19 protein-coding genes are annotated in these 25,229 nt (G+C 65.4%); 7 read left to right on the top strand and 12 right to left on the bottom strand.

What is annotated here, in order from left to right; translation table 11 throughout:
• Positions 1-110 precede the first annotated feature (110 nt).
• Entirely contained in the window at positions 111-1,307 is a 1,197-nt protein-coding gene (locus tag AC1MDG_RS04050) for a phosphotransferase (RefSeq protein WP_479807741.1), read from the bottom strand.
• A gap of 146 nt (positions 1,308-1,453) precedes the next feature.
• On the opposite strand from AC1MDG_RS04050, the gene AC1MDG_RS04045 reads away from it, so the two are divergent.
• From AC1MDG_RS04045 to AC1MDG_RS04035, 3 genes are all read left to right on the top strand, one after another.
• The gene (locus AC1MDG_RS04045) at positions 1,454-2,164 is read left to right on the top strand and encodes a response regulator transcription factor (protein ID WP_043478479.1); all 711 of its coding nucleotides are present in this window, start codon (positions 1,454-1,456) and stop codon (positions 2,162-2,164) included.
• A gap of 2 nt (positions 2,165-2,166) precedes the next feature.
• Positions 2,167-3,657, top strand: coding sequence for a sensor histidine kinase (locus AC1MDG_RS04040; RefSeq protein WP_479807739.1), 1,491 nt, complete (start codon positions 2,167-2,169; stop codon positions 3,655-3,657).
• A gap of 115 nt (positions 3,658-3,772) precedes the next feature.
• Entirely contained in the window at positions 3,773-4,060 is a 288-nt protein-coding gene (locus AC1MDG_RS04035) for a WXG100 family type VII secretion target (RefSeq protein WP_043478474.1), read from the top strand.
• A 6-nt stretch (positions 4,061-4,066) separates the two neighbouring features.
• On the opposite strand, the gene AC1MDG_RS04030 is transcribed toward AC1MDG_RS04035, so the two are convergent.
• Positions 4,067-5,029: an RNase H family protein gene (locus tag AC1MDG_RS04030; RefSeq protein WP_479807737.1), complete on the bottom strand. Its 963-nt coding sequence runs from the start codon at positions 5,027-5,029 to the stop codon at positions 4,067-4,069.
• 231 nt (positions 5,030-5,260) lie between these two features.
• Between AC1MDG_RS04030 and AC1MDG_RS04025 the strand changes: the two genes are divergently transcribed.
• Positions 5,261-6,571 (top strand): ABC transporter substrate-binding protein, encoded by a 1,311-nt coding sequence (locus AC1MDG_RS04025; RefSeq protein WP_479807735.1) that lies wholly within the window; start codon positions 5,261-5,263, stop codon positions 6,569-6,571.
• Between the two features lie 106 nt (positions 6,572-6,677).
• Here the strand turns inward: AC1MDG_RS04025 and groL are convergent, their stop codons facing one another.
• The 5 genes from groL to AC1MDG_RS04000 all read right to left on the bottom strand — a co-directional run bounded on the left by groL (position 6,678) and on the right by AC1MDG_RS04000 (position 11,273).
• On the bottom strand, positions 6,678-8,315 hold the full coding sequence (gene groL, locus AC1MDG_RS04020; protein ID WP_043478465.1) for a chaperonin GroEL: 1,638 nt from the start codon (positions 8,313-8,315) through the stop codon (positions 6,678-6,680).
• 296 nt (positions 8,316-8,611) lie between these two features.
• Positions 8,612-9,892, bottom strand: coding sequence for an ABC transporter substrate-binding protein (locus tag AC1MDG_RS04015; protein ID WP_479807733.1), 1,281 nt, complete (start codon positions 9,890-9,892; stop codon positions 8,612-8,614).
• Between the two features lie 17 nt (positions 9,893-9,909).
• Entirely contained in the window at positions 9,910-10,113 is a 204-nt protein-coding gene (locus AC1MDG_RS04010; RefSeq protein ID WP_144406301.1) for a cold-shock protein, read from the bottom strand.
• 169 nt (positions 10,114-10,282) lie between these two features.
• Entirely contained in the window at positions 10,283-10,933 is a 651-nt protein-coding gene (locus tag AC1MDG_RS04005) for a LytR C-terminal domain-containing protein (RefSeq protein ID WP_479807730.1), read from the bottom strand.
• Positions 10,934-10,982: 49 nt separating this feature from the next.
• On the bottom strand, positions 10,983-11,273 hold the full coding sequence (locus tag AC1MDG_RS04000) for a DUF3263 domain-containing protein (RefSeq protein ID WP_479809014.1): 291 nt from the start codon (positions 11,271-11,273) through the stop codon (positions 10,983-10,985).
• A gap of 226 nt (positions 11,274-11,499) precedes the next feature.
• Here AC1MDG_RS04000 and AC1MDG_RS03995 point away from each other — a divergent pair, with 226 nt between their 5' ends.
• Positions 11,500-12,264, top strand: a complete 765-nt coding sequence (locus tag AC1MDG_RS03995) for a uracil-DNA glycosylase (RefSeq protein ID WP_479807728.1) — start codon at positions 11,500-11,502, stop codon at positions 12,262-12,264.
• A 47-nt stretch (positions 12,265-12,311) separates the two neighbouring features.
• Here AC1MDG_RS03995 and AC1MDG_RS03990 read toward each other — a convergent pair whose 3' ends face one another.
• Positions 12,312-18,377 (bottom strand): Ig-like domain-containing protein, encoded by a 6,066-nt coding sequence (locus AC1MDG_RS03990; RefSeq protein ID WP_479807726.1) that lies wholly within the window; start codon positions 18,375-18,377, stop codon positions 12,312-12,314.
• 125 nt (positions 18,378-18,502) lie between these two features.
• Between AC1MDG_RS03990 and AC1MDG_RS03985 the strand changes: the two genes are divergently transcribed.
• Positions 18,503-19,342 carry a siderophore-interacting protein gene (locus AC1MDG_RS03985; RefSeq protein ID WP_479807724.1) on the top strand — a complete coding sequence of 280 codons (840 nt, stop codon included), beginning with the start codon at positions 18,503-18,505 and terminating at the stop codon, positions 19,340-19,342.
• Positions 19,343-19,420: 78 nt separating this feature from the next.
• Here the strand turns inward: AC1MDG_RS03985 and AC1MDG_RS03980 are convergent, their stop codons facing one another.
• From AC1MDG_RS03980 to AC1MDG_RS03970, 3 genes are all read right to left on the bottom strand, one after another.
• A complete protein-coding gene (locus AC1MDG_RS03980) occupies positions 19,421-20,917 on the bottom strand; it encodes a threonine/serine exporter family protein (protein WP_479807722.1) in 1,497 nt (498 codons plus the stop codon).
• 30 nt (positions 20,918-20,947) lie between these two features.
• The gene (locus AC1MDG_RS03975) at positions 20,948-22,021 is read right to left on the bottom strand and encodes a lipid II:glycine glycyltransferase FemX (protein WP_479807720.1); all 1,074 of its coding nucleotides are present in this window, start codon (positions 22,019-22,021) and stop codon (positions 20,948-20,950) included.
• 120 nt (positions 22,022-22,141) lie between these two features.
• Positions 22,142-22,963, bottom strand: a complete 822-nt coding sequence (locus AC1MDG_RS03970) for a DNA/RNA non-specific endonuclease (protein WP_479807718.1) — start codon at positions 22,961-22,963, stop codon at positions 22,142-22,144.
• A 139-nt stretch (positions 22,964-23,102) separates the two neighbouring features.
• On the opposite strand from AC1MDG_RS03970, the gene AC1MDG_RS03965 reads away from it, so the two are divergent.
• The gene (locus AC1MDG_RS03965; protein WP_479807716.1) at positions 23,103-23,678 is read left to right on the top strand and encodes a TspO/MBR family protein; all 576 of its coding nucleotides are present in this window, start codon (positions 23,103-23,105) and stop codon (positions 23,676-23,678) included.
• Positions 23,679-23,725: 47 nt separating this feature from the next.
• On the opposite strand, the gene AC1MDG_RS03960 is transcribed toward AC1MDG_RS03965, so the two are convergent.
• Complete coding sequence (locus AC1MDG_RS03960; RefSeq protein ID WP_479807714.1) at positions 23,726-25,165, bottom strand: L-serine ammonia-lyase; 1,440 nt, start codon at positions 25,163-25,165, stop codon at positions 23,726-23,728.
• Between the last annotated feature and the right edge of the window lie 64 nt (positions 25,166-25,229).

Genomic DNA, 25,229 nt, shown 5'->3' with positions numbered 1-25,229 from the left:
CGTCCTGAATCCTCGTGGACTCAGTGGCCTCACTCTAGTGCTGGCTCGTAGCAGTGGAAACCCTTTCGGGCACGAACGAATTTTCCGCGAAAAGGGTTCCCGCTTTCCCGTCAGTCGGTGGCTGCAAGCTGGTCCAGGACAAAGCGTGCCATGTCCGCACGTGCAGCCACCAGGCTCCGGAGCGCAGCTGAGTCCTGCTCTGCCAGCTTCTGGATCGGGATAGCGGAGAGGCCTGTGAAGATGGCCATCGAAGCCGCGTGGCCCCGCCTGACTGACGCTTCGTCGACGTCGGCCCCGGAATCGGCCAGGCCGGCACAATACGCCTCAAGGCACACGGGTCCCAGCCGGTACAGCTCGTGCCCTGCCATGACGCCCTGGTTGACCCAGCCGGACAGTAACTGGCCGAGGTCAAAGCCGCTGCAGGCGAGGCCGTACCTCCCCCAGTCAATGACTGCGAACGACGCCGGGGCCGGCCCGTCGGGCAGCACCTCCACCAGCAGGTTTTGCGGACTGGCGTCACCGTGCGCCGGGAGCTGGGGCAGGGCGATGATTTCCTCCACCAGCGCATACGCCCTGTCCGCAAGGCCACGCAGTCCTGCGATCAGATCCGCGTCCGCAGCATCGGCCACCACCGGGTGCCGCCAGAGGGATTTTCCCTGAATCGCGGGGATGAAGACGTTCGCGCCCACGCCGTCCACAAAAAAGCGGAGTCCTTCGGGAGTGCTTGCATCCGGGATGGCGGCGAGGCATTCCCGCGCACCGGCGCTGCCCGACAGCCTGCCCAGGAACCGGGCCGCATCCGCGAAACACCGGTCCGTCCAGCCGGCCATCGCAGCGTCCGTAACATCTTCCATCCAAATTGCCGTCCGCTGGCTATCCAGTTCGGCAATCTTGAAGACCGCGGGAAGGCGTCCGCCCTGCGGCATGACGTCGCCGAGCCCCGACGCATAGACCTGCGCCTCGGTGCGCCACGGGTACCGGGCGGCGAGCGCTGCACGGAAAGCTTCCGGTACCTGCTCAATGCCCTGCCACAGGAGTGGTGACTGAATGACCTTGACCACCAGGCTGAAGCGGGCGACGCCACCAGTATTGCCGGCACCGGCACTGCTGGCGCGGACCGTTCCGTCGATCCGCCAGAGCCCTGCGGTGGTCATGTTGAGCATGGGGAAGTCAATCGCCTCTGCACGGGCGGTCAGCAATTCGACGGCTGCTTCGCCCAGGGCCGACGCAGCCAATGCTGCCAACTCGTGGGGTTCTGGCCCGGCATCGCCCAGGGCATCCATATTTTCGAGCAACGGCGCCTTCATGGATACCCTTCGGTGGCCCGGGCGGCCTCGAAGAAGGCCTTTGGGCAAAATAGTAGAGTAACGCCGCCCCGAGTGCCGGGATCCACTCATGGGACACTCAACGTTCACTCAGAAAACTCCCAGATTCTGGGAGCATCATGGGAGGTATGAAAAAGAACGGTCCCGAAGCCAAGCTGCTCGTCGTCGATGACGAACCAAACATCCGCGAGCTGCTCTCCACCTCATTGAGGTTCGCAGGCTTCGAGGTCGTCTCGGCCGGCAACGGACGCGACGCCCTCGCCGCCGCCGAGCTCCACGCCCCCGACCTTGCCGTGTTGGACGTCATGCTGCCGGACATGGACGGGTTCACCGTCACCCGCCGGCTGCGTGCCTCCGGCAAGCACTTCCCCGTCCTGTTCCTCACTGCGAAGGACGACACCGAGGACAAGGTCACCGGGCTCACCGTGGGCGGCGACGACTATGTCACCAAGCCGTTCAGCCTGGACGAGGTGGTGGCCCGGATCCGCGCCGTGCTGCGGCGCACCCAGCCAATGCCTGACGACGACGCGGTGATCCGGGTGGACGACCTCGAACTCGACGACGACGCCCACGAGGTGCGCCGCGGCGGCACCGTCATTGAGCTCTCGCCCACCGAGTTCAAGCTCCTCCGCTACCTGATGCTGAACCCCAACCGGGTGCTGTCCAAGTCCCAGATCCTGGACCATGTCTGGGAATACGACTTCAATGGTGACGCATCCATCGTGGAGTCCTACATCTCGTACCTGCGGCGCAAGGTGGACATCGACCCCGACGCCCCGGCCCTGATCCAGACCAAGCGCGGGGTGGGCTACGTACTGCGGACAGCTGAGAAGCGCTGACCTTGGTGCACCGTTGGAAGTCGGCCTCGCTGCGTTCCCAGCTGGTGGCCATCATGATGGCGCTGATGCTGGTGGCACTCGCCGTGACCGGTTCCGGCACACTGACACTCCTGCATAGCTATCTGCAGGGGCAGGTTGACGACAAGCTCAAGGTCGCCGTAAATTCCGTGAAGCAGCAGCAGTCCTTCAGCCAGTTGCTGCAGCAGAATCCGAACATCCCCACGGATTACTCCCTGATGCTCCTGCGCCAGGACCAGGACGCGTTCCCCTTCGGCGGCAGCAAGGACTCGCACCCGGACATCGACATCCTCTCCCCTGCCGAAGCCAACAAGCTCGACCTGGCCCCCTTCCAGGTCAGGGGTACCGACGGGCGGAACTGGCGCGTTGTGGCGCTGCCTGTCGTGGACGGCAACCAGCGCAATGCCGTCGTCATCATCGGCCTGCCCCTGGCTCCCGTGGACTCGGTCGTGGAGCACGCCTCGCTGGTGGTCATCGGAGTGGGTTTCCTGACCCTGGTGCTGGCCTTCTTCATTGCCACCTGGACGGTGTCCAGGTCCTTCCGGCCCTTGGCGCGCGTGGAGCGGACCGCCGCCGCCATCGCCGCGGGTGACCTCTCCCGCCGAGTGGACGTGGAGAATCCCGCCACGGAGGTGGGCCGGCTGGGCGGCTCCCTCAACGCGATGCTGAGCCATATTGAGTCCGCTTTCGCGGCCAGGATGGCATCGGAAGAGCGGATGCGCCGCTTTGCCGCTGACGCTTCGCATGAACTCCGCACCCCCCTCGTGACCATCCGGGGATTCTCCGAGCTTTACCGCCAGGGCGCGCTGACCAGGGAAGAGGACGTGGCCACCGCAATGGGCCGCATTGAGAGCGAGGCCAAGCGGATGGGCTCCATGGTGGAGGACCTCCTTCTCCTCGCCAGGCTGGACGAGCAGCGCCCCCTGCAGCAGAAGCCGGTGGATCTGCTGCTTCTCGCCAACGACGCCGTCGTGGACACCCAGGCCAGCGACCGGGACCGTACCATTTCCCTGACCGGCCTCGACGGCGGCCCGCCGTCCCCGGCGCCGGTTCTGGGCGATGAGGCAAAACTGCGCCAGGTGGTGGGCAACCTGGTGGGCAACGCCCTCCGCTACACCCCGGCCGGGACGCCCGTAGAGCTCGCCGTAGGGGTGCGGACGGACAATGCCGGCGGGCGGTCCTCCGTCATAGAAGTACGCGACCACGGCGCCGGAATCCCTGAGGAGGAAGCACCCCGGATCTTCGAGCGTTTCTACCGGTCGGACACCTCGCGGACCCGCGAAACCGGGGGCAGCGGGCTCGGCCTCGCCATCGTTGCTGCCATTGTCGGATCGCATTCAGGCTCCGTCCGGGTGGTCCCGACAGACGGCGGCGGTGCCACCATGGTGGTGAGCCTCCCCTTTCAGGACGAGGCAGCCCACTATGCAGACAGCCGGCGAGACGGCGGCGACGGCGGCGAAGTTGTCCACATATAGGCAGCAGCTGTAGCGCGGCCTTCCGCCCGCTTCCTAGGCTCGACGTAGCGGTCCGGACACCCAGGCCGCCCGCAAGCTTGAACAAGCTTCCGAACAGCGTCGAAGGGCACTAACAATGAGCATCATCTCTGTTGATACCGAACTGCTCCAGCTCAAATCCGCCAACGTCAAGGCCACGGTTGACCGCATCAGCGCGGACGTCCAGGCGATGAAAAGGGGCCTCGATGAGCTGCAGGGCACGTGGCGTGGGTCGGCGGCCACCAACTTCCAAGGACTGATCACGGAGTGGACCCTCACCCAGGGCAAAGTCGAAGCCGCCCTCGCCTCCATCAATACGGCCCTCGCCTCCGCGGCCGCCACGTATGCCCAGGCAGAGCAGGGCAATACGCAGCGGTTCAGCTGAACCGGGCTAAGCCTCCGGCGTTCCTTGATGGAAGCGCAGGCGCCACCGTTTCCCGTCGAGAACCCACAGCGAACTGCGGAGCGAGGATCCCGCCCGCCCCTTGCTGCGGTAGGTCAGAAGGACCGCTTCAGCGCCGATCCGCTCGGCTCCGATCATCTCCAGGTCAACTGCACCGCCGGGGTTCTCCTCGAGCGACATCATCATTGAATCACGCGTCCACAGCCGCCCTGAGCTGCCGATTTCCGTGAACTCGGGGTGCAGCAGCACGCCGGTCCGCCCGATATCGGCACGGGTATCGGGGCTGAGCAGCTCCCGTTCCAATGCTTCAACAATGGCCTCGGGAGCTGCTTCCCGCCCGGCCGGCGACGCGAACGGATCCGCGTCCAGCTCACTGAAAAGGTCCGGCTCGCTGAAGAGATCCGGCTGGTTGCTGGTTCCTGTCGGCACGGACTCCTGCAACACCGGCGCTTTGGCTGCTGCGGCGGCGGCGGAGGACCCGTCGCCTCGGACAAAGCCCGGCCCGGACCGCACCGCGATGCCCTGCTGATAGGCAGTCGCAGCAGCCCGCGCGCGGTCGTCGGCAGCCTCATTCAGATCGTGCCCGGCGTGGCCGCGGACCCACTCAAAGCGGTACTTGCGCCCAATCAGTGCCTGGTCGATTTCCCGCAGGATCTCCACGTTCAGGACCGGCTTGCCGTCGGCTTTCCGCCAGCCTTTGCGCTTCCAGCCTGGCATCCACTTGGTAACCGAGTTGATGACATATTGGCTGTCGCAAAGAATGTGCAGCTCTTCCTCGGGAAGGTGCGCGGTGCAGCGGAAGAGATCCAGCACGGCCATCAGTTCGCCCTGGTTGTTGGTGCCGTGCGGCCAGCCGCCCGCCCGCCAGCAGTCATCGTTCACGTACCAGGCCCATCCGGCCGGACCGGGATTTCCTAAAGCCGAACCGTCGGCTGCTGCAGTAATCGTCACCGCACTATCCTGCCAGACCGGCCCGACATTCCAGCTTCCGGCAATCCCCGGGGCTCGCTGGAAAACGCTTACCGCGGGTCGTTGACAGGCTCGGAGGGTGCGTGCGAGAATCAAAATCCTCACTCAGAAAACGTTTTCTTGAGTGTGGATCCTCTTGCAGTTCACGTGCCCCGCGGGGCGGACAGCCCGGTTCCTGATCATTCCACCGGCTGTACACAGGAAGGTGTATCAATGAAGATCTCGTCCGGAAACAGGTTTCGACTGAAGATAGGAGCCACCGCCGCTGCCCTCGCACTGCTTGTCACAGGTTGCGGGGCATCCGCGGGTTCCGGAGCGGACAAGGAAGTCACGTTGCGCTTCGCCTGGTGGGGCAACGAGTACCTCAATGCCCAGACCCAAAAGGTGATTGACGCGTTCGAAGCGGACCATCCGAACATCAAGATCAAGGCCGCACCCGGCGAATGGAGCGGATACTGGGACAAGTTGGCCACCACCACCGCAGCCAACGATGCACCCGACGTGATCCAGATGGATCAAAAATACATCGCTGAGTATGGGGGCCGCGGAGCACTCCTTGACCTGGCCAAGCAAGACGGCATCGACCTCTCGAAAATGGATCAGGAACAGCTCGCCTCCGGCCGGTATAACGACGCCCAGTACGGACTCAGCACCGGCAAGAACGCCTACGTGGTGATGGCAAACACCAAGGTGTTCGAGGCCGCCAATGTACCGCTGCCCGACGACGCCACGTGGACCTGGGATGACTTCAACGGAATCGCCACAAAACTCACAGCGGCAGGCGGGGGCAAGAACTACGGAGCCGCCTACGGCAGCAACGAAGCCGACCTCATCATCTGGCTTCGGCAGCATGGCGAAAACCTGTATTCGCAGGACGGCAAGCTGGACTTCAACGCCGGCACTGCTGCGTCATTCTGGGAGCGCCTGAAGAAGCAGCGCGATTCCCAGGCGAGCCCGCCGGCGACTGTCGCAACGGAGGATGCAGGTGCCGGCCTGGAGGAGAGCCTCTTTGGGACCAACCGGATTGGCATGGCGTGGTGGTGGACGAATCAGCTCGGATCCCTGCAGACCACCACGGGAAGCAGCATAAAGATGCTCCGCGCACCGAGCACGGACGGGAAAGCGGCGGACAACGGCATGTACTACAAGCCGTCAATGTTCTGGTCCGCCTCTTCGAGGTCCAAGAACCCGGAGGCAGCCGCAACGTTCATCAATTACCTGGCAAACAGCCCGGAGGCGGGAGAGATCCTGATGACCGACCGCGGCGTCCCTGCCAACTCTGAAATACTGACGACCATTACGTCGAAGCTGAAGCCCGCGGACTCGACAGTGGTCAATTTCCTCCAGGACATCAAGCCGGACATGGCCGAGGCGCCCCCTGTCCCTCCCGTCGGTTCGGGGAGCGTGCAGAACGTCATCAAGCGGTATACCGACGAAGTACTCTATGACCGCAAGACGCCGTCCGCAGCCGCCGAGGACTTCAAGAAGGAAGTCGAGGACATGCTTGCCTCGGCGCGCAAATGATCACCACGAGGTTTCCGAAGCCTTAGCTGCCATAAACAAAAGTGCGGCTCCCTCGAAGCGAGGGAGCCGCACTTTTATTGTGGTGCGCTAGGTGCGGGCGGGCAGGTTAGAAACCGCCCATGCCGCCCATGCCGCCCATGTCGTCGCCGCCGCCCATGGCCGGAGCGTTCTTCTCCGGCTTGTCGGCCACTACGGCCTCGGTGGTGAGGAACAGGCCCGCGATGGAGGCAGCGTTCTGCAGTGCAGAGCGCGTCACCTTGACGGGGTCGTTGATGCCGGCAGCCAGAAGGTCAACGTACTGTCCGGTTGCGGCGTTCAGGCCGTGGCCTGCGGGCAGGCCGCGGACCTTGTCCACAACAACGCCGGGCTCGAGGCCGGCGTTGAAGGCAATCTGCTTCAGCGGTGCGTCGATGGCAACGCGGACGATGTTGGCGCCCGTTGCTTCGTCGCCTTCGAGCTGCAGGTTGGCGAATGCCTTGGCGCCGGCCTGGATCAGGGCCACGCCACCACCGGCAACGATGCCTTCTTCAACGGCAGCCTTCGCATTGCGGACAGCGTCCTCGATGCGGTGCTTGCGTTCCTTGAGCTCAACTTCGGTAGCGGCACCGGCCTTGATGACTGCAACGCCGCCGGCCAGCTTGGCCAGGCGTTCCTGCAGCTTCTCGCGGTCGTAGTCGGAATCGGAGTTCTCGATCTCGGCACGGATCTGGGAAACGCGGCCGGCGATCTGGTCGGCGTCGCCTGCACCCTCGACGATGGTGGTCTCATCCTTGGTGACAACAACCTTGCGTGCCCTGCCCAGGAGTTCGAGGCCTGCGGTCTCAAGCTTGAGGCCGACTTCCTCGGAGATGACCTGGCCGCCGGTGAGGATGGCAATGTCAGCGAGCTGCGCCTTGCGGCGGTCGCCGAAGCCCGGAGCCTTGACGGCGACGGACTTGAAGGTGCCACGGATCTTGTTGACGATCAGGGTGGCCAGGGCCTCGCCCTCGATGTCTTCGGCGATGATCAGCAGCGGCTTGTTGGACTGCATGACCTTCTCGAGGACAGCAACCAGTTCCTTGACGTTGGAGATCTTGGAGTTGACGATCAGGATGTACGGGTCTTCGAGGACCGTTTCCTGGCGCTCGGCGTCGGTGACGAAGTAGGCGGAGATGTAGCCCTTGTCGAAGCGCATGCCTTCGGTGAGCTCAAGCTCAAGTCCAAAGGTGTTGGACTCCTCGACGGTGATGACGCCTTCCTTGCCGACCTTGTCCAGCGCCTCAGCGATCAGTGCGCCGATTTCGTCGTCACCGGCGGAGATGGATGCCGTGGCGGCGATCTCTTCCTTGGTTTCGATTTCCTTGGCGGAGGCAAGCAGCTCGGTGGTGACGGCTTCGACAGCCTTCTCGATGCCGCGCTTCAGGGACAGCGGATCAGCGCCGGCCGCGACGTTGCGCAGGCCTTCCTTGACCAGGGCCTGAGCAAGCACGGTCGCCGTGGTGGTGCCGTCGCCAGCGACGTCATCCGTCTTCTTGGCAACTTCCTTAACCAGCTCGGCGCCGATCTTCTCGTAGGGATCGTCCAGCTCGATCTCCTTGGCGATGGACACACCATCGTTGGTGATCGTGGGGGCGCCCCACTTCTTTTCGAGGACGACGTTGCGTCCACGCGGGCCGAGGGTGACCTTGACGGCGTCGGCGAGGATGTTCAGGCCCCGCTCAAGACCGCGGCGTGCCTCTTCATCAAATGCAATGATCTTGGCCATAACGGCAGTAGTCCTTTCGGGACAGTCGTTAAGAATGAACCTTCACTGCGGTGCCCGCGACGGACGACCCTTCACCGGCGGCCTCTGTATGTCGCGCGGATGGGATCTCACCCCAGCAAGGTATTTCTTTCGCTCCCAGTCCTTCCCGCCCCTCTCCGCAGCCGGCCGGAGCCGGGCGTTGATTTAGCAGTCAGTCCGTGGGAGTGCTAAATCAATAATTAGCACTCCCCCGGGGAGAGTGCAAGCAGAGATTGCGGTGAAAGGCCCTTCCGCGGCCCGCACTACGCTAGGAGCGATCAGCCGCCGGCCCGGGCCGCAGTTTCGCTTCCACTCATGCGGGCGCTGTTATCTGCGGCATACGTGAACACCATGTAGTTGGCGGTGGTGATGTCCCCGTTGGAGTCAAAGCCGATCGGCCCGGATTCGCCGTCGTAATCCGCCGCTTTGCCGGCCTTGATGGCATCGGCGCATTCCTGGTAGTTCCTGCAGGGTTCGGCCGCCCCGGTGCCGCGCTGCCCGGAGACCGCGATCAGCTTCGCAGCGATGGACTGCCCGGCGTCGTCCTGGGCAGCGGTCGCGGCAATAGCGGCCAGGTTCACGGCGTCATATGTTTCCGCGGCGAACGTCATGTCCTTGAGCCCGGGATCAACCGCTACCAGTTCGCCTTGGAAGTGCGCCGAAGGGAAGACGCCAGGCAGGATTCCGCGCGCACCCTCGAGCGCCTTGGACCCCAGAGCGGATCCGTACTGGTTGACGGCGCCGTCGCTGAGGATTAGCTTGCTGCCCGCCACTCCCGCGTTGTTGAGTTCCGCTATGGCGCCCTGCGCGCCGGTCCTGGCCACGAGGATGACGGAGTCCGGCCCTGCGGCCTTGGCGGCTGCCGCGGCCTGGTGTGCCTGGCCGGCGGCGAACCCGGAGTCCGCCACAATGCCAAGTCCGGCAGCCTTTGCTGCAGCGGCGACGGCCGCGGAGACATCCTTGCCGTACATGCCGTCCTCGTGGACCACCGCTATTGTCCGGGCCCCGTTGTCCTTGGCCAGCTTCACCAGCACGGGCGCCTGGGCCACATCTGCTGCCGACGTGCGGAAGTAGTATCCGCCGCTCTTGTACCGCGTGAGGCCGTGCGCGGCATTCGCCGGGGAGATGACGGCCACTTTGGCCCGCGACAGGACGTCGATAGCACCCGGGGCGCGGCTTGAGTCAGTTGGACCGATGACTACATCAGCCTTGGCCGCCACGAGTTCCTTTGCCAGCGAGGTGGTGTCCTCACTGACTTTTTGGGGAAGGAGTTCCACCGGCCGGCCTTTGTGGCCCCCGGCGGCATTGATCTCCTGCACCGCCAGTTTGGCCGCGGCAAGCTGGGCCGAGTTGAGGAAGGACTGCTTTCCTGTGTTGTCCAGCATCAGGCCTATCCGCAGCGTGCCGTCGCCGCCGGCGTCGACGGCATCAACACGCGCGTTGCCGGACGTGCCGGAGCAGCCGGCCAGCCCGAGCGCCGTTCCCGCCGCAACAAGCACCGCAGCGGTGAACCTCAGCCGCGCAGGGCCAGTGCGGGCGGGGATGCCTGAGGCATGCATTGCCGCGGTGGGTAGCATCAGGCCGGCCGGACGTTCTCTGCCTGCGGACCCTTCTCGCCTTCGCCGATCTCGAACTGCACTCGCTGCCCTTCGTCGAGGGCCCGGTAGCCCTCGCCGTCGATGGCCGACCAGTGGACGAAGACGTCGTCTCCGGGGCCGTCAACGGTGATGAAGCCATAGCCTTTTTCGGCGTTGAACCATTTGACGGTTCCCAATGCCATGTTGCCCACACTTTCCGGTTGCTTTGTGCTCGGCCCACGTCATTGTGCGCCGACGGGACGGTCCGCGTTGCAGCGCGGCATCCGGAATCACTTTAGCCATTGCTGTTTGCCGGGTGCAGGACCCGGCCCTGCGAGCCCCTAATAGTTATTCAGGCGTAACCGAAAATTCCTACTGGAAACCGGGGCCCAGTACCACAACCACCGGCAACTGGAACTCCGCAGAGTCCACCAGCGACGTGATGTTCAGGAGCTCACCCAGAGCCTCCGCGTTCGCTTTCTGTTCGGGCCCGCTGTAGTAGATCACGGAGGACTGCTGCGGCATTCCGCCCCAGTTGCCCACCGGTCCCAGCGTCCAGCCGTCCCCGGCGACGGTGTTGCTCACGCGGCCGGCCAACCCCGCGGTGGTGGTCCCGTTATAGACGGCGACGGCCTGGGTCTTGTCCATGGCCTGCGCTTCGGCGGAGGGAACCGTGGCGGAAGGGCTATCTGCGGCAGGCGTCTCGCTGGCAGCAGGAGCCACGCTCGCCTCAGCGCAGGGCTCAGCGCCAGGGGATGCGGTGCCCTGCGGCACCTCGACGGAGGGGGAAGCCGAAGGGCTGCCCAAGGCGGACCCCGCCGCCATCAGCGGGCTGCCGGCAGGAGCAAATCCGAGCTTGGGAAGGAAGAGGAAAGCGACCAGTCCGATGGCGAGAGCCGCGACACCAACGGCGAGGATCGGTCCCAGCCGGCGCCGGGAAGCCTCGGAGGCGACACGGTGGACACCCTGTCGCGAGGAGGCCTCAGGGACCCTGTCGAATTCATCCCGAGCGTATTTGGTCATGGTAAAACGATGTCCTTGCTGGTTCTTGCTGGTTGCCCGGCCCTGACGTCTAAGCGTCGGAGCCCAAACGGCGCGCCGTGCGTGCCCGTTGGCGTGACGTACGTAGTCTACGCAATCTCTTCACGAGCATGGGGTCGTGGGCCAGGGCGTCCTCAGTGTCAATCAGTGTGTTGAGGATCTGGTAGTAGTGGGTGGCTGAGAGGTCGAATAACTCACGAATCGCCTGTTCCTTGGCCCCGGCGTACTTCCACCACTGCCGTTCCAAGGCCAGCATCTGCTGGTCCCGCTCGCTCAGCCGGGAGCCGGGACGCGGAGCGGCTGCAGGGTCCGTGCCGGACACGGTTTCGCTGCCGGTGCCCGCAAGTGACAGGTCATCGCGCACTGGTTCGGCCACGGCAAAATCCCTCACTTAATCCGGTCAAAGTCTCTTTCCATGGTACGGGCGAATAACACGCCTGTCATTTACGCAGTGTGACGTGCTCCCGGGTGGCGCGGGCTCTGATGGTGCCGGCTACGTGAATGCACCCGCCAGCCTCCTGCGAGTCCGGCACTGCGAGAATGGACTCGTGTTTGATTCTGAAGCTTTGTTCGAGCTGGAGCCTGCCGTCGAGGGTGCGGACTTCGCCAAGATGGCGCAGATGCCGCTGGACCGCCTGATGGCTGCAGACTGGGCAGCGGCGCTGGCTCCCGTGGAAGCGGAATTGCGGAGTGTCCTGGACTACCTCGCCGCGGAAGTGGCGGCCGGGCACCAGGTGCTGCCATCGCCGTCGAACGTTTTGCGTGCCTTTCAACGGCCGCTGGCCGCGGTCAGGGTCCTGATCGTCGGCCAGGATCCTTACCCGACCCCGGGCCACCCCATCGGGTTGTCCTTCGCGGTGGAAGGGCACACCAGGCCCATTCCCCGCAGCCTCGCGAACATCTACAAGGAACTCGAATCGGACCTCGGCCTTCCGGCCCGCGTCCACGGGGACCTCACGCGCTGGGCGGACCAGGGCGTGCTCCTGCTGAACCGTGTCCTTACGGTCCGGGCAGGGGCGGCGGGATCGCACCGGGGCAAAGGCTGGGAACCGATCACGACGGCGGCAATCGCCGCCGTCGCCGGGCGCCGGGTTGCTGACGGGACGGCAGCGCCCCTCGTGGCCGTGTTGTGGGGCAAGGATGCCGAGGGCGTTCGCCCGCTGCTTGGAGACACTCCGGTGCTCGCCAGCGCCCATCCCAGCCCGTTGTCGGCCGCGCGCGGATTCTTGGGATCCCGTCCGTTCAGCAGGGCCAACGAACTCCTCCGGGCCCAAGGATCGGAGCCCGTGGACTGGGAACTCCCGGTGCTGTGACCTTCAGCCGGTCCTCAACAGCTTGATCCGGCCCCGTTCCCCGCGCATCACGACGGGCACGTCTGGGCCGGGGCACTGAACGTCTGGCCCGCCACCCTCAGGTTCCTGGCCACGGAATATGTGCTCCCGACCGCCCAGAGGTTGGCCGGAGCGCCACGGAACGTATAGCCCGCGGCGGCAATGGAGCAGTTGATGGACACCCGCGTGCCGTTGACAATCCAATCTCCGCCCGCCGCAAGGCAGTCCACCTTGTTGTCGGCCGGTCCTCCGTCGCGGCTGGTCCAGGCGCAGAGTCCCCCGAATTCACCATTGACCGCAAAACTCACGTTCTGGTAAGTCCTGCCGCCTGCCTGCAGGACATCACTGCGGTGGCCTTCGCTGTCAAGGGTGGTGATGAAGACCTGGACGTTCTGGTCGGGCTTGTCACCGGCAAAGATCTCACCTCCGCCGGCAGGAAGGGTACCGGACGGGCCGTCACGCCCCTCGTCGGGATACCGGCTGGTCCATTCAAAGCCCGCCACGGGCCGGCCGTTTGCAGCCGGGGGCGTCACAACGGTCCGCACCTGGGACGTCCCGTAGTGGAACCCATCGGTGATCGCCTGGAACGGCTTCCCGAAGGGCGCCACGGGGTTGGCGTCGGTAAACGGCCCCGGGTATGACTGGCCGTCCACGATGTTCGTAGCACGGACACCGATGGTGTAAGTGCCGTTGTTCGCAAGGCCTGGAATAACCTTGCTGGCCGGGACCCCGGCAACCTGGCCGCCGTTGACACGATACTCGTACACGGTTTCCCCGGCCGCGGCTCCGCCGGTGGTCCCGGGGCTGCTGAAAGTCAACTGGGCACTGTTGTCCAACGGATCCGCCCTGAGCCCGCCCACCGGGCCCGGTGCGCCCACCGCCCGGCGGGCGTCCGACCGCGGGCTTGCGGCCGAGTATCCCGCCTTGTTCCGCGCGGCCACGGTGAACGTGTAGCCGGTGTCCGAATTCCCCACGCTGAAAGCGGCGCTCGTCTGGTTCCCGGGTACCACCTGGGTAGCGGACGCCGAGCCTGCATGGGCGGACACCACCGTGTACTCGGTTACTGCGTCGCCGTTCCCGTCCGGGGCTGACCAGTTGACTTGGATCACCGAACTCGCGGCGCCGGAGGTGGCGAGGGTCGTAGTGGGCTTGGCTGGAACAGCCGGGACGCCAGCGGGTGTTTCCGCTGCAGAGAATGGGCTCCAGTCCGAGGGCTCCGGAGCCTTGTTCTTGGCGCGCAGTTGCACCCGGTACGACGTTCCATTGGCGAGGCCGCTCCACGTGAAGCTCAGGCCGGGGCCGGCTGAACGGACCGTCTGGCCGGAGGGCGGAGCTGGTGACAGCTGCAGTTCATAGTCGCTGATTGCAGACCCTGTACTGGTGCCGGCGGACCAGCTGATGGAGAGCTGCTTGTCACCGAATGCCAGCGTCGGAGCCTGCGGAGCCTCTGGGCGCTGGTCAGGGCGCGCCGGAGCTGAAGGTTCGGAAGCCGGCGAGTCGCCGATGCCATTCCCGGCAACCACGGAAAAGACATACTCGACGTCGTTGGTCAGGCCGTCCATGGTGCAAGTGTTCGTCGGGCACACTTTGCTTACTCCCGCAGTAGTCGTGACCCTGTAACCGGTGATCGGGGAACCGTTGGCGGGTGGCGGCGTCCAGTTCAGGACCACTGTCCGGTCCCGGACCTCGGTCGCTACCGGGGTGCCGGGCTTGCCCGGCTTGGCCTTTACCGTCAAGCGGATCCGGCCGTCGGCCTCCCGCTGGGTGTCGCCGGTCTTGTCCTGGATCCGATACCTGACCACCATGGTTCCCACGAACGTTTCGGACGGTCTGACGTCGACGGTCCCGCCGGCCACGGTGGCGCTGCCGTCACCCGTCTCAACAACCGCATGGAGAAGCTTGAGGCCGCTATCGGGGAACGGGTTCACGTCGTTGGCGAGGACATCTATGTTCCGGTTCTCACCCGCCCGGGCCTCGGCAACCACGTCATCGTTTGCCACCGGCAGGGGGCGCAACGACGGGGTGGGCAGCAGCTCCACTGTCCCTTGGGAAGAGAGCCCGCGGGGGTCTGCAACCGAGACGGCCACGCGGCTGCCCTCGGCAGCGGAGTCACCACCGGCGGTGACTTTGAGTGAGCTTCCATCAATAGTGGCGGTGACGCCGTTGGGAAGGGGAGGAACCAGGGAGAACTTCAGCTTGCCTTGATCTGCTTCGTCCGGATCAGCGCTGAGTTCGGCCAGGTCAACCACGGATTCTTCGCCCCGGACCACGTTGGCCTTGCTCGAGGAGAACACCGGAGGATGGTTGCGGTCAGGATCGGGAAGCACTTTGATGCTGATCGTGAGAACTGCCGTCAGTGTGTCCGGAGCGTCCACGGGGCCGTCGGCCACCTCAAAGGTCAGGGACGCCGGGCCGGCATAGCCATCCGCCGAGGTGAAGAGTAGCGTGTCCTCGTCCTGGACCAGGGGGCTCCCGCTGGCAGCCACCGCCGATACACGCGAATCAACCGTGATGCGGGGTGCACGGTCCTTCCTGGTCAGCACGAGGCTGTTCAGATCGACAGTCAACACCTTGCCGCTCACCACCTCCAGCGGCGTGCTGTCTTTCAGCGCGGGGCGTTGCTCCGACGTTCCAGGCACGCGGATGAACGCGGTCGACCCGAGGCCGTCCGGGTCGGTGACGGTGTAGGGAATGATCCTGGCTTTCGGCGTCAGCGTGACGTTGACGCTTCCGTTGGGGCGCACCGATACACCGGTCTGCTCCGTTCCGGTCGTGATCCGCAGATCGGAGGTCACGCCGTCGGGATCCTCATCGTTTGTGAGAACCGGAACGTCAACAGCGGTCTTGCCCAGCGTCTCGGCAAAGGACACCCTGTCGTCCCGGGCGATGGGAGCCTGTCGGGGCGCGTCCGGACGGACGCTCACCTTCAGGGTGCCCGTCGCCGTTCCGCCCCGGCCGTCTGAAATCTTGTAACGGAGGACGACGGCGGATGCTTCTGCCGGCGTCGTGAACCGCACCCTGCCGTCCTCGGTGTGCGCACCGAGGGCAGCATCCGCCTCGATCCCGTCCCGCACCAAGGAGACCGGATCGCCGTCGGGGTCCGTGTCGTTCATCAGAACGTTCACTGCCACGTTCCGGCCAGGCAGGAGCGTAACGGCGTCGTCACCCGCTACTGGCTGCTGGTTGGATCCGGAGGCCAGCCCGATCCCCACCGCGACAGTGGCGGTGTTCCGGACCCCGAAAGTGTCCTGCACCACGTAGCTGAAGGTGTCCTGCCCTGATGCCTTGGCAGCTGCCGTGTATTCCAGGTAGGTCGCCCCGACCGCCACCGTTCCCTGGGCGGGGGCTTTGTCCAGGCCGATCAGCTCAACAGAGTCTCCGTCCGGGTCGATGCCGTCCAACGGGACCTGGATGCGGGTGGTGCTCCCGGCGATGGTGCGGGCCGTCAAGTTCCGGGGCTCTGGACGGGAATTCTGGTCTTCCCCGCCGCCCTTGATCCGGATGGTGACCTGCGCGGACGATTCCTGGCCATCGGGACCCGCCGCCACATAGATCGCGTGCACTGTCTTGGGGGCAGGGCCGGCCTTGAAGCGGAGTACGCCGCCCGAGACCGCCAGCATCCCGTCCGCCGCATCGACGGTCTGGGCCAGCTTGGGGTTGAGCGTCAGCTGCGCGCCGTCCGGGTGGACATCGTTCGCCAGGACGTGGATGGAGGCGACATCATTGGCCCGCACGGTGATCTCATCGGGCAGCGCCCGCGGCGGACGCAAGGTTGCAGGCGCCGGGACGGGCTGGACAGTCACTTCGCCCACCGCCGTCTCCCGGCCGTTGGACACCGTATATGAAAAGGTCGTGGGCGACGTGGCACCGTGGGCGTCGGTTACCCTCAGGACACTGTGGTCCAGGATGGCCACAGACAGCGGTGAACCCGGCGGGACCGTCACCGACTGGATCACCATCACTCCGCCGGCGGGGTCGATGTCGTTGGCGAGTGCGTCAACAAGGGTCTGGCCGCCCTGCGGAAGCCTTGCCACGTCGCGGACAGCGACAGGGGCGCCGCTGTCCGCTCCATTGGTGGCGTCGATTCGGACCAGGCCCAGTTGGCTGGCCGGGCCGTTGGTCACCTGGTAGGTGACGTAATAGGTTCCGGCCGATGCTGCATTGAAAACAAACGTTCCCGCGTCAAAATGGGGCGTCACTCTTGCCGATGCCGGGCCGTCCACGCGGGCAAGGCGCAGCGATGCCCCGGCCGGGTCGAGGTCGTTTTCCAGGGGCGAGACCACCACGTCCTGGCCTGCGACCACGCTGATGTGGTCCGGGTTGGCCACCGGGGGGAGCGTGCCTCGGGGACGGACATCCACCGTGATTTTGCCTTCGGCCTCGATCTGGCCGTCCGAGACCCGAAGGGTGACCGTCTTTTGCCCCGTCGTGGTGCCGATGTCCTGGAACTGCAGCAGCCCGTCGGCGCGGGCCTGGACCTGATCGCTGCCGTTGTCGGCAACTGCGGACCGCAGGAAGAGATCGTCCCCGTCCGGGTCGGCCCAGTCCGCCAGGACGTTCTGGCTGATCGACTTACCCTGTTCCAGAAGGATGACCGTTTTCCGCTTCTGCGTCGGCGGTCCGTTTTCAGAGGCCTGACGCACCCGGACAGTGACTTTGGCCTGCGCGCTCTTCCCCCGGCCGTCCTCGACCTGATAGCCAAACGTTGACGTTCCGGATGCTCCGGCCGGAACAGCGATCTGCATTGCCGAGCCGTTATAGATCGGCGTTACCGCCCCGTTGCCGGGCCCCGCCCCGAGAACGTTCAGGGTCAGCATGTCGCCGTCCGGATCGGAATCATTGTCAAGGGGCGTCAACAGCGTCGTCTTGCCCGGCCGTACACCGAATTCGTCATCCTGCGCGTTGGGTTGCCGGTTTTCCTGGGTCCTGTCCGGAAGCTGGGTCAGCGGATTTTGGTCTGCGGCGTCTTCCTTCTCTTCTTCCGACTTGTTCGGCGGCGTCTGAAGATCCTGCCAGTTGTTGACCAGCTGCATTTCCTTCTGGACAAGCCAGACGTTGCCCCCGTTGGTGTCGTTGAGAACTACAAGGCTGCGGTTCACCCTGAAGACGAGTTCCGATTTCTTGTCTGCCCCGGGTATGCCGGAGCGCTTGTCGTAAGCGTCGTCCTCGCAGTCACGGACATACAAGGCCGCCTTGTGCCACGCGGAATGCACACACCCGTCGAGCTGCACCGGCTTGGCCGGAAGGCCGCCGTCCGCTACCGGCTGGGAACTGGCCGGGTCACCGTTCAATGGCTGCTTGAACAGGCCGCCGGGCGTGGCCACGGCCACAAATCCGCTATCTGCGCCGGAATGCTGCAGAAGGGCCCCTTTGCCGTCGGGCACCACAGCCGTCCGGCCGCCGGGCAGATACACCGTACCCGTGTCCCCGTCCAGAAGCACCGGCCGGGATCCAAGGGTGGTCAGCTGCAGGTCCTTGGCGGCCGAGAAGTCGGCAAAGGCAACCTTTTCGGTTTTGCCCGGGCTTCCGTCCGGGTTGACGACTATCCGTGTGACGTGGCTGGCCGCGGAATCAGCGATGTAGGCCGCGCCGTCCGCGCCGATCATCGCAACCAGGTTTTTGGCTCCGGTCACCACCGGTTCGGACTCCGTCGTGAAGCCGGCTACGCTTCCCGCGGAAGCGACCCACGCCTCGCCGGAGCCTGTGTCGCTGAGGACGTACGAACCCTGCCCCGCGGAAGCCCGCACCCCGGCAGGAAGCTCGAGGGGGTTTTCCAACCGCATGGCTGCAGGGTCCACCGGCGTCAGGGTGGCGCCGTCATCAATGAAGACCTCCCCGGCGTGCTGGACCACGTCGAAGCCTGCACCCGGCGGGGTGACGCCCCCGTCCAGAGCCTGCGACGGATAGTTCAGACGGGCGGTCATGGAGAGGTTCTTGTTCGTAACCCACACGCCGCCGTCGTTGAGGTCGACATCAGCGGACTCGACACCGGGGTAAAGGATGGCGGCGGCAGCGAGGAACGCGGCAACCGCGGAAAATCCGGTGACCTGAAGGGCCTTGCCGCGTTTCGCGAATAGTGTTCCGGACAAAGGCATGGCTGTGTATCCCCCAGGTTTGCAAAGCGGCGCTGATCAATTAGACCAACAACTGCAGTAATGTAGCGAACCCGGCCGGGTTGGTAAGGGGCGTCGGCTCGGCAGCCTGGCCTAGGCTTACTTCCATGACTTCCGTTCCTGCTGCCACGTCAGCCAGCCGAAAATCGCGCCCCCAGACGAACCTCACCGTCCTCCGGCGCGAGGAGCTCTCTCCGCACATGGTGCGCATCGTGGCCGGCGGCGAAGGCTTCGCCGGCTACGTGAACAACGATTACGTCGACCGCTACGTGAAGATCGTCTTCCCGCAGCCGGGCGTCGAATACCCCCTGCCCCTGGACCTTTGGGCCATCCGCGAATCGATGCCCCGCGAGCAGTGGCCGTACACGCGGACGTACACGGTCCGCTGGGTGGACGAAGCGGCCCGCGAACTGGCCATCGATTTCGTGATTCACGGCGACGAGGGCCTGGCGGGCCCTTGGGCAGCGAAAGCCCGGCCCGGCGACAGCCTGGTGTTCACCGGCCCGGGAGGCGGCTACAACCCGGATCCCGCGGCCGACTGGCACCTCTTCGCCGGCGATGAGGCCGCCCTGCCGGCCATCGCCGCCGTCATCGAGTCGCTGCCGCCGGAAGCGCGCGGCATCGCGTTCCTGGAAGTGGACAGTGACGCCGAGGTGCAGCCCATCAAGGCCCCTGCCGGACTCCAGATCAACTGGCTGCCGCGCAACGGCACTCCTGCCGGAAGCGGCGACCTCCTGGTGAGCGCCGTGCGGGAAGCCGAGTGGCCTGCCGGGCGGGTTCAGGTCTTCGCCCATGGCGAGCGGGGCTATATGAAGTCCCTCCGCGAGGTCTTGTTCCGTGAGCGGGGCCTGGAGCGCGCGCAGGTGTCGTTGTCCGGCTACTGGGCCAAGGGGCGGGTCGAAGACGACTTCCAGGCCGAAAAGAAGCTCCCCGTCGGCCAGATCTGACGCGCCGGATCTGACAGGTCCGGATCTGACAGGTCCGGATCCGGCGGGTCAGGGCCGGCCCTGTCAGATCGGGACCGGCTAGCGGCGCCGCGCGCGGCGGCGTTCGTTGCTTGCAAGGCTGCGGGTGAGCGGCCGGGCCAGGGTGTCGCCGAGGACGATTCCGGCGGCAACTCCCAGCACGATCGCGCCGGCGTTCAACATGCCCCCTGCGCCCATCAGGATTTCGGATTCTTCGATGGTCAAGACATACATGGAGCGGAATATAGTCAGGCCCGGCAAGAGGATCAGCGCCGCAGGCACGGCCACCACCAACTGGGGGGCGCCCATCTTCAGGGCGATGACGCGGGCCAGGAGGCCGATAACCACTGCCGCCACTGCCGGGGAAAACCTGGCACCCATGCCCATCAGGTCCGTGCCGAGGAGCACAAGATGGCCCACCACCCCCACGCCCGCGGTGGGCAGGAGCAGCTTCCAGGCGGTCTGCTCCGTGATGCCGATCGCCACCACTGCGATAGCAACCATGATGATCAAAGCCCACCAGGGATACGCCGGAGGGAATGTTTTGGTGACGTTGATCGGTTCCATCCCCGTCTTGTCCACGACCACGAAACCCACGGCGATTCCGGTTACCAGCGCACCGAAGGTCAGCATGGTGGACAGGAACCGGCCGGCCGCCGTGACGGGGAAGCCGTTGATGGCGTCCTGCACGGACGACACGAGGCGTCCTGTGGGCAGGAGCAGCAGGATTCCGCCCACCACCACAATCTCGGGCGCGATCTGGATCCCGACGGGAGTGCCGAACCGCCACAGCAGCAAGGCGATGAGCGTCACCAGGAAGGCACATGATGCCGTGGTGAAGAAGTCGGGCACCCGCCAGCGGCCCAGTTGCCGGGCGAGCAGGCTGACCAGCAGGTTGGAACCGAACGCGACGGCGGAGGCACCGGGCCCGCCGCCCAGGACGCCCACGAAGACGGCGGCGAATACGCCGAAGGCCACGGTGACCATCCAGCGCGGAAACGGCTTGGAGCTGCGGATGATTTCTTCCAGCCGGCGGACTGCCTCGTCGCGGCCGACGCCGCCGGCAACGATGTCCGTAACCAGCTGGTGCACCTGTGCCAGGCCCGCATAGTTGTTGGTCCAGGACCGCACCACCCTGAGCAAGGAAATGGGGGTCTGGTCCTTGGGCGCATAGTTGATGGCCACCGACTGGTTGGTGATGTCCACTTCGATGTGTTTCAGGCCCAAGGCTGCAGTGACGGCGATGATGCTGGTTTCCACTTCGAGGGCGCCGGCGCCGTAACGGAACATGGACTCAGCGAGATGGAGTGCGAAGTCGATCGTCTTGCGGGCGGACGTATCCACTCCCCCGACCTGGATCATGGGGTTGGCATACGGGCTACCCGCGAGCCGGTCCACGATGCTCATCGGGGCGGTGGGCGGGTTTTCGCCCTGCACCAGCCTGCGCAGCATGCGCTTGGCGGCGGCGTTCTGCCGCACCTGGGAAGCGGTGAGCGGCTGGGTCGGGGGCAGCGCCGTCGTAGGCGGCCTGCGGCGACCGTCGGGTGCTTTGGTCATTGCGGCCTCCTCAAGGGCTTCACAAAGGGTCTAGTAGAACTGCTTGCCTGTTCGCCGGGTGTACAGCTGGCGGGCGACGCGTTCGCCGGCCGCCGTCCAGGTTTTGTATTTCACCGGGCTGATGACCTGGTCATAGCAGCCCACGAAGTCGGTGACCGTCTTGCTGAAACTGGTCTTGAACAGGCCGAGTCCGTGGAACGGGTTGGACGTGTCCTTGAGTTTGTCGCTTGGCGGTGTGCCGCAGAAGTCGTACTCCGTGCAGCCGAGCTCCTTGACCTGGTTGATGGCCGTCCACTGGACCAGGTGGGAGTCGCCGTACTGGCTGCGCTTCTGGAGTGAGCCGCCGTCCTTGTACGTGCCTTTCCGGCCGTAGTTGATCACAAAGGCACCCACTGAGGGGACGCCGTTCTCGTAGACAAACAGGAGCCGGCCCTGGCCGCGGTTGATGAAGTTGGTCCAGAACTGCCGGTAATACTCGTATTCGCGAACCCTGACCTGCGACTTCGCTTCCACCGTGGTGGTCATCAGCGAGTACATGGCCCGGAAGTTCTCCTCGGTGGGCTCGACGTTGTGGACTTCCACGCCCTCCCGGATGGCCCGGCGAACAGCGTTGCGTCCCCTGGAGTGCAGGTTGCGGAGCAACTGGTTCTCTTCCGGGGCAATGTCCAGCAGCGCGGTGGAGTCATTGGGCTGGAGGTTGGGCGTTTTGAGCAGGCCGGCACCTTCGATGACCCGCCGCGCATCATCGGACAGGACGATGTCCGGCTCAATCTTGATGGCAAAGACGCCGAGCTTTGCACGCTTCACGAACTCGGCGTTCGCCGCAGCGATGCCCGGGATGTCCTCAACCGCTGCCACGTCCGGTCCCTTGATGAGGTACCAGAGCTTGCCCAGCACAGGAAACGACTTCTGCAGCACCAGGTTGTAGCTCGTGTAGTCCGCGGTTTCGTAGACCAGGTGGAGGGGCTTCCAGCCGAAGTGCTGTTTGACCTCGGCGAAGGCCTCGGACTGAAGCAGGTTTCCGCCGTTCGGGTTCGCAATGACGTGGTTGTCCCAGTTGGCGACCTCCTCGGCGGAGGCAAAGCGGGCGGTAAATTCTCGCAAGTGCGCGGTGTCCAATCTTTGCGGTCGGTGCTGCGGCTGCATGCCGGGCATGCAATCCACAAGTCTATCGGGCCTCCCTAGGAGGACGCTGACCGGATGGTTCCCCGCGGTCCGCCGGGCTCACAGCCGGATCTGCTCCAGGGACTCAAGCCGGACGGCCAGGGGCTCCTTGCCCAGGGCACGTTGGCTCTTGGCCAGCCGGTCCGCATTTTCCAGCCGGGAAAGGCTCAGTCCGGTCATTTCGGCGATCCGGGCCACGGGAACCTGGAAGGTGCGGTAGGGGCCCAACGGCGGCGGTTCGTCGGCCAGGAGCCGTTCCCGGATGGCCTTCTTGAGTTCCACCTTCCCCAACAGCGGGGACTGGTCCAGCAGGAATCCGGCAGCAGCGAGTTTTCCGTCCATGGTCCAGGCCGCGATCTTCCAGAACTTCCGGGGTATCTGCACGCCGCGATACGGCAGGTCGTCGTCTTCCAATACCGGCCCCGTGAACACGCTGAGCTTGGCGTCATAGAGGTCCGCATGGCTGAGGACGTGGTCCTCCAGCCCCACCCACAGTTCCTTGCCCTGGTTGAAGTCGTCGACCTGGGGCGCGGCATTGGTGAACGCGAAGGTGTCCTGGTTGGCTGCCCTGGCCGTCGCCTCATCGCCCCACACCGGATCCAGGCGCCGCACAAGGTGCCCACGGTCAAAGGCGTTGTTCTTGTACACCTCCGGACCTGCCTGTTGCTCCTTCGGGATCCGGGGATCGAAATGCCAGGTCCCCTCGCGGGCCAGCGGCACCAGCTCGCGTCCGTGAATATTAACGCCGACGACGGCGGCCAGCTTGCGCGCCGTGCGCAGCCGGACGGAAAAGTGGATGTAGTCAAGTAGAACCGTTGCTGCCGACGGACTGGGCAGCTCAAGGCGTGCCCGCAGAAAGTCCCGGTCATATCCCCCAGTCATAGCTCCATAGTGGCACTCCACCCGCAAGGTGGCCAGAGTGGTAGACAGCGGGGCTGGCCAGGGCGTGACCGGTGCACGCCGGCGGCGTGGCTCCGGGCTGACGCTTGACTCGAGGTGCCGGACTGGCAAGGGTTGAAGCATGAAGGCTCCGCACGAACGGTCCATGGCAAGCGCCGCTGACGGCGGCGGGTCTGGCGGCGGGTCTGGCGCCCGTCCCGGAAGCCGCAGTACGGGTGCGCAGCTGCTCGGTCTGGCCGTTTTCCTGGGAGCCTCCGCGCTGGTTGCCTGGCTGGGTGCTTTCGCCACCCTGGGCAGTGTGGACGGCTGGTACGCCACAGCGGACAAGGCCCCGTGGTCCCCGCCGAACTGGGTTTTCGGTCCGGCCTGGACAGTGCTCTACACGGCCATGGCAGTGGCCGCATGGCTCGTCTGGCGGCGCGGCGGACAACGCACCGGCCCCGCCCTGAGGGCGTACGGGATGCAGCTGGGGTTGAACCTGTTGTGGACGCCGGTGTTCTTCGGCCTCTATCCGGCCATGGGCACGGCGGCGCTGTGGCTGGGGCTTGCGATCATCATTTCCCTGATCATCGCCGTGACCGTGACTGTCCTGTACTTCGGCCCCATCAGCCGAACCGCCGGCCTCCTGCTGCTGCCCTATATCTCATGGCTCGTTTTCGCCACCAGCCTGAACTGGTGGGCGGCCCTGCACAACTAGGTCCCGACAGGCCCGGGCACTGTACCCTCAGCCATTGAACTGCGGACTCAGCATTCCACGACGTTGACGGCGAGGCCGCCCATCGCGGTTTCCTTGTATTTGGAGGACATGTCCTTGCCGGTTTCGCGCATGGTCACGATCACCTCGTCCAGGGACACCCGGTGCGTGCCGTCCCCCCACAACGCCATCTTCGCGGCGTTAATGGCCTTCGCCGCCGCGATCGCGTTCCGCTCAATACACGGGATCTGCACCAGCCCGCCGATCGGATCACACGTCAGCCCCAGGTTGTGCTCCATCGCGATCTCCGCGGCGTTTTCCACCTGCTGCGGCGTCCCGCCCATCACCTCGGCCAGGCCCGCGGCCGCCATCGACGACGCCGAGCCCACCTCGCCCTGGCAACCCACTTCCGCCCCCGAGATCGAGGCCTGCTCCTTGTAAAGCACCCCCACCGCGGCGGCAGCCAGCAGGAACTTCACCACCACATCGTCACGGTCCTGCTGGGTGGCCTGGTCCATGCCCGGAGCGAAATGCAGCGCGTAATACAGCACCGCCGGGATGATCCCGGCAGCCCCGTTCGTCGGCGCAGTGACCACCCGGCCACCTGAAGCGTTCTCCTCATTGACCGCCAGCGCGATCAGGTTCACCCACTCCTGCCAGTACTTCGGATCCCGGTAGGCGGGGTCCTGGCCGCGGTTCTCCTTCAACAGGCGTTCGTGCCAGTCCGGTGCCCGACGGCGGACCTTCAGCCCGCCCGGCAGCAGCCCCTCCCGCTTCAGGGACACCGCGACGCATTCCTCCATCACCGAGTAGATGTGCAGCAGGCCCTCGCGGATCTCCTGCTCCGAGCGGGAGGCGCGTTCGTTGACGAACATGATCTCGCCGATGGACAGGCCCTTGGACTGGCAGCGGCCCAACAGCTCCGCCGCGGTGCGGAACGGCAGCGGAAGCTCCTTCTTGGACTCGTCCAGTTCCTTCAGCGCCGCCTCTTCCTCGCCCTCGCGGACAATGAAGCCGCCGCCCACGGAGAAGAACGTCGCCTGGTGCAGGACTTCCCCGCCGGCGTCCGTGACCGTGAACGTCATCCCGTTGGTGTGCCGCGGCAGGATGGTCAACGGCCGCAGCACCATGTCCTTCACCCCGTACGGCAGCGGAACACCCGCACCGTCACCGGCACCAGTACCGGCACCGGCAAGCTGCAGGGTCCCGGTCTCGGCGATCGCCGCGAGCCGCTCCTCCACCTCCGCGGGAAGGATCTTCTCCGGGTGGTACCCCTCCAAACCCAGCAGGATCGCCGTCATGGTCCCGTGCCCGTGCCCGGTGGCGGCGAGGGACCCGTACAAATCCACCCGCAGCCCGGCCACCTTGCCCAGGTCCCCGGACGCCCTCAGCTCCTCGGCGAACACCGCAGCGGCCCGCATCGGGCCCACCGTGTGCGAACTCGAGGGCCCAATCCCGATGGAAAAAAGATCGAAAACACCAACAGCCATGGCCGGTTCCTCACTAGCTCTAACTCTGGTCCGGCAGATGGTCCTGCCGGAGGGCAGTGCAGCC

The organism is Arthrobacter sp. AIWTK1 (genome assembly GCF_056680535.1).
This window is presented reverse-complemented; position numbering and strand designations above follow the sequence as displayed.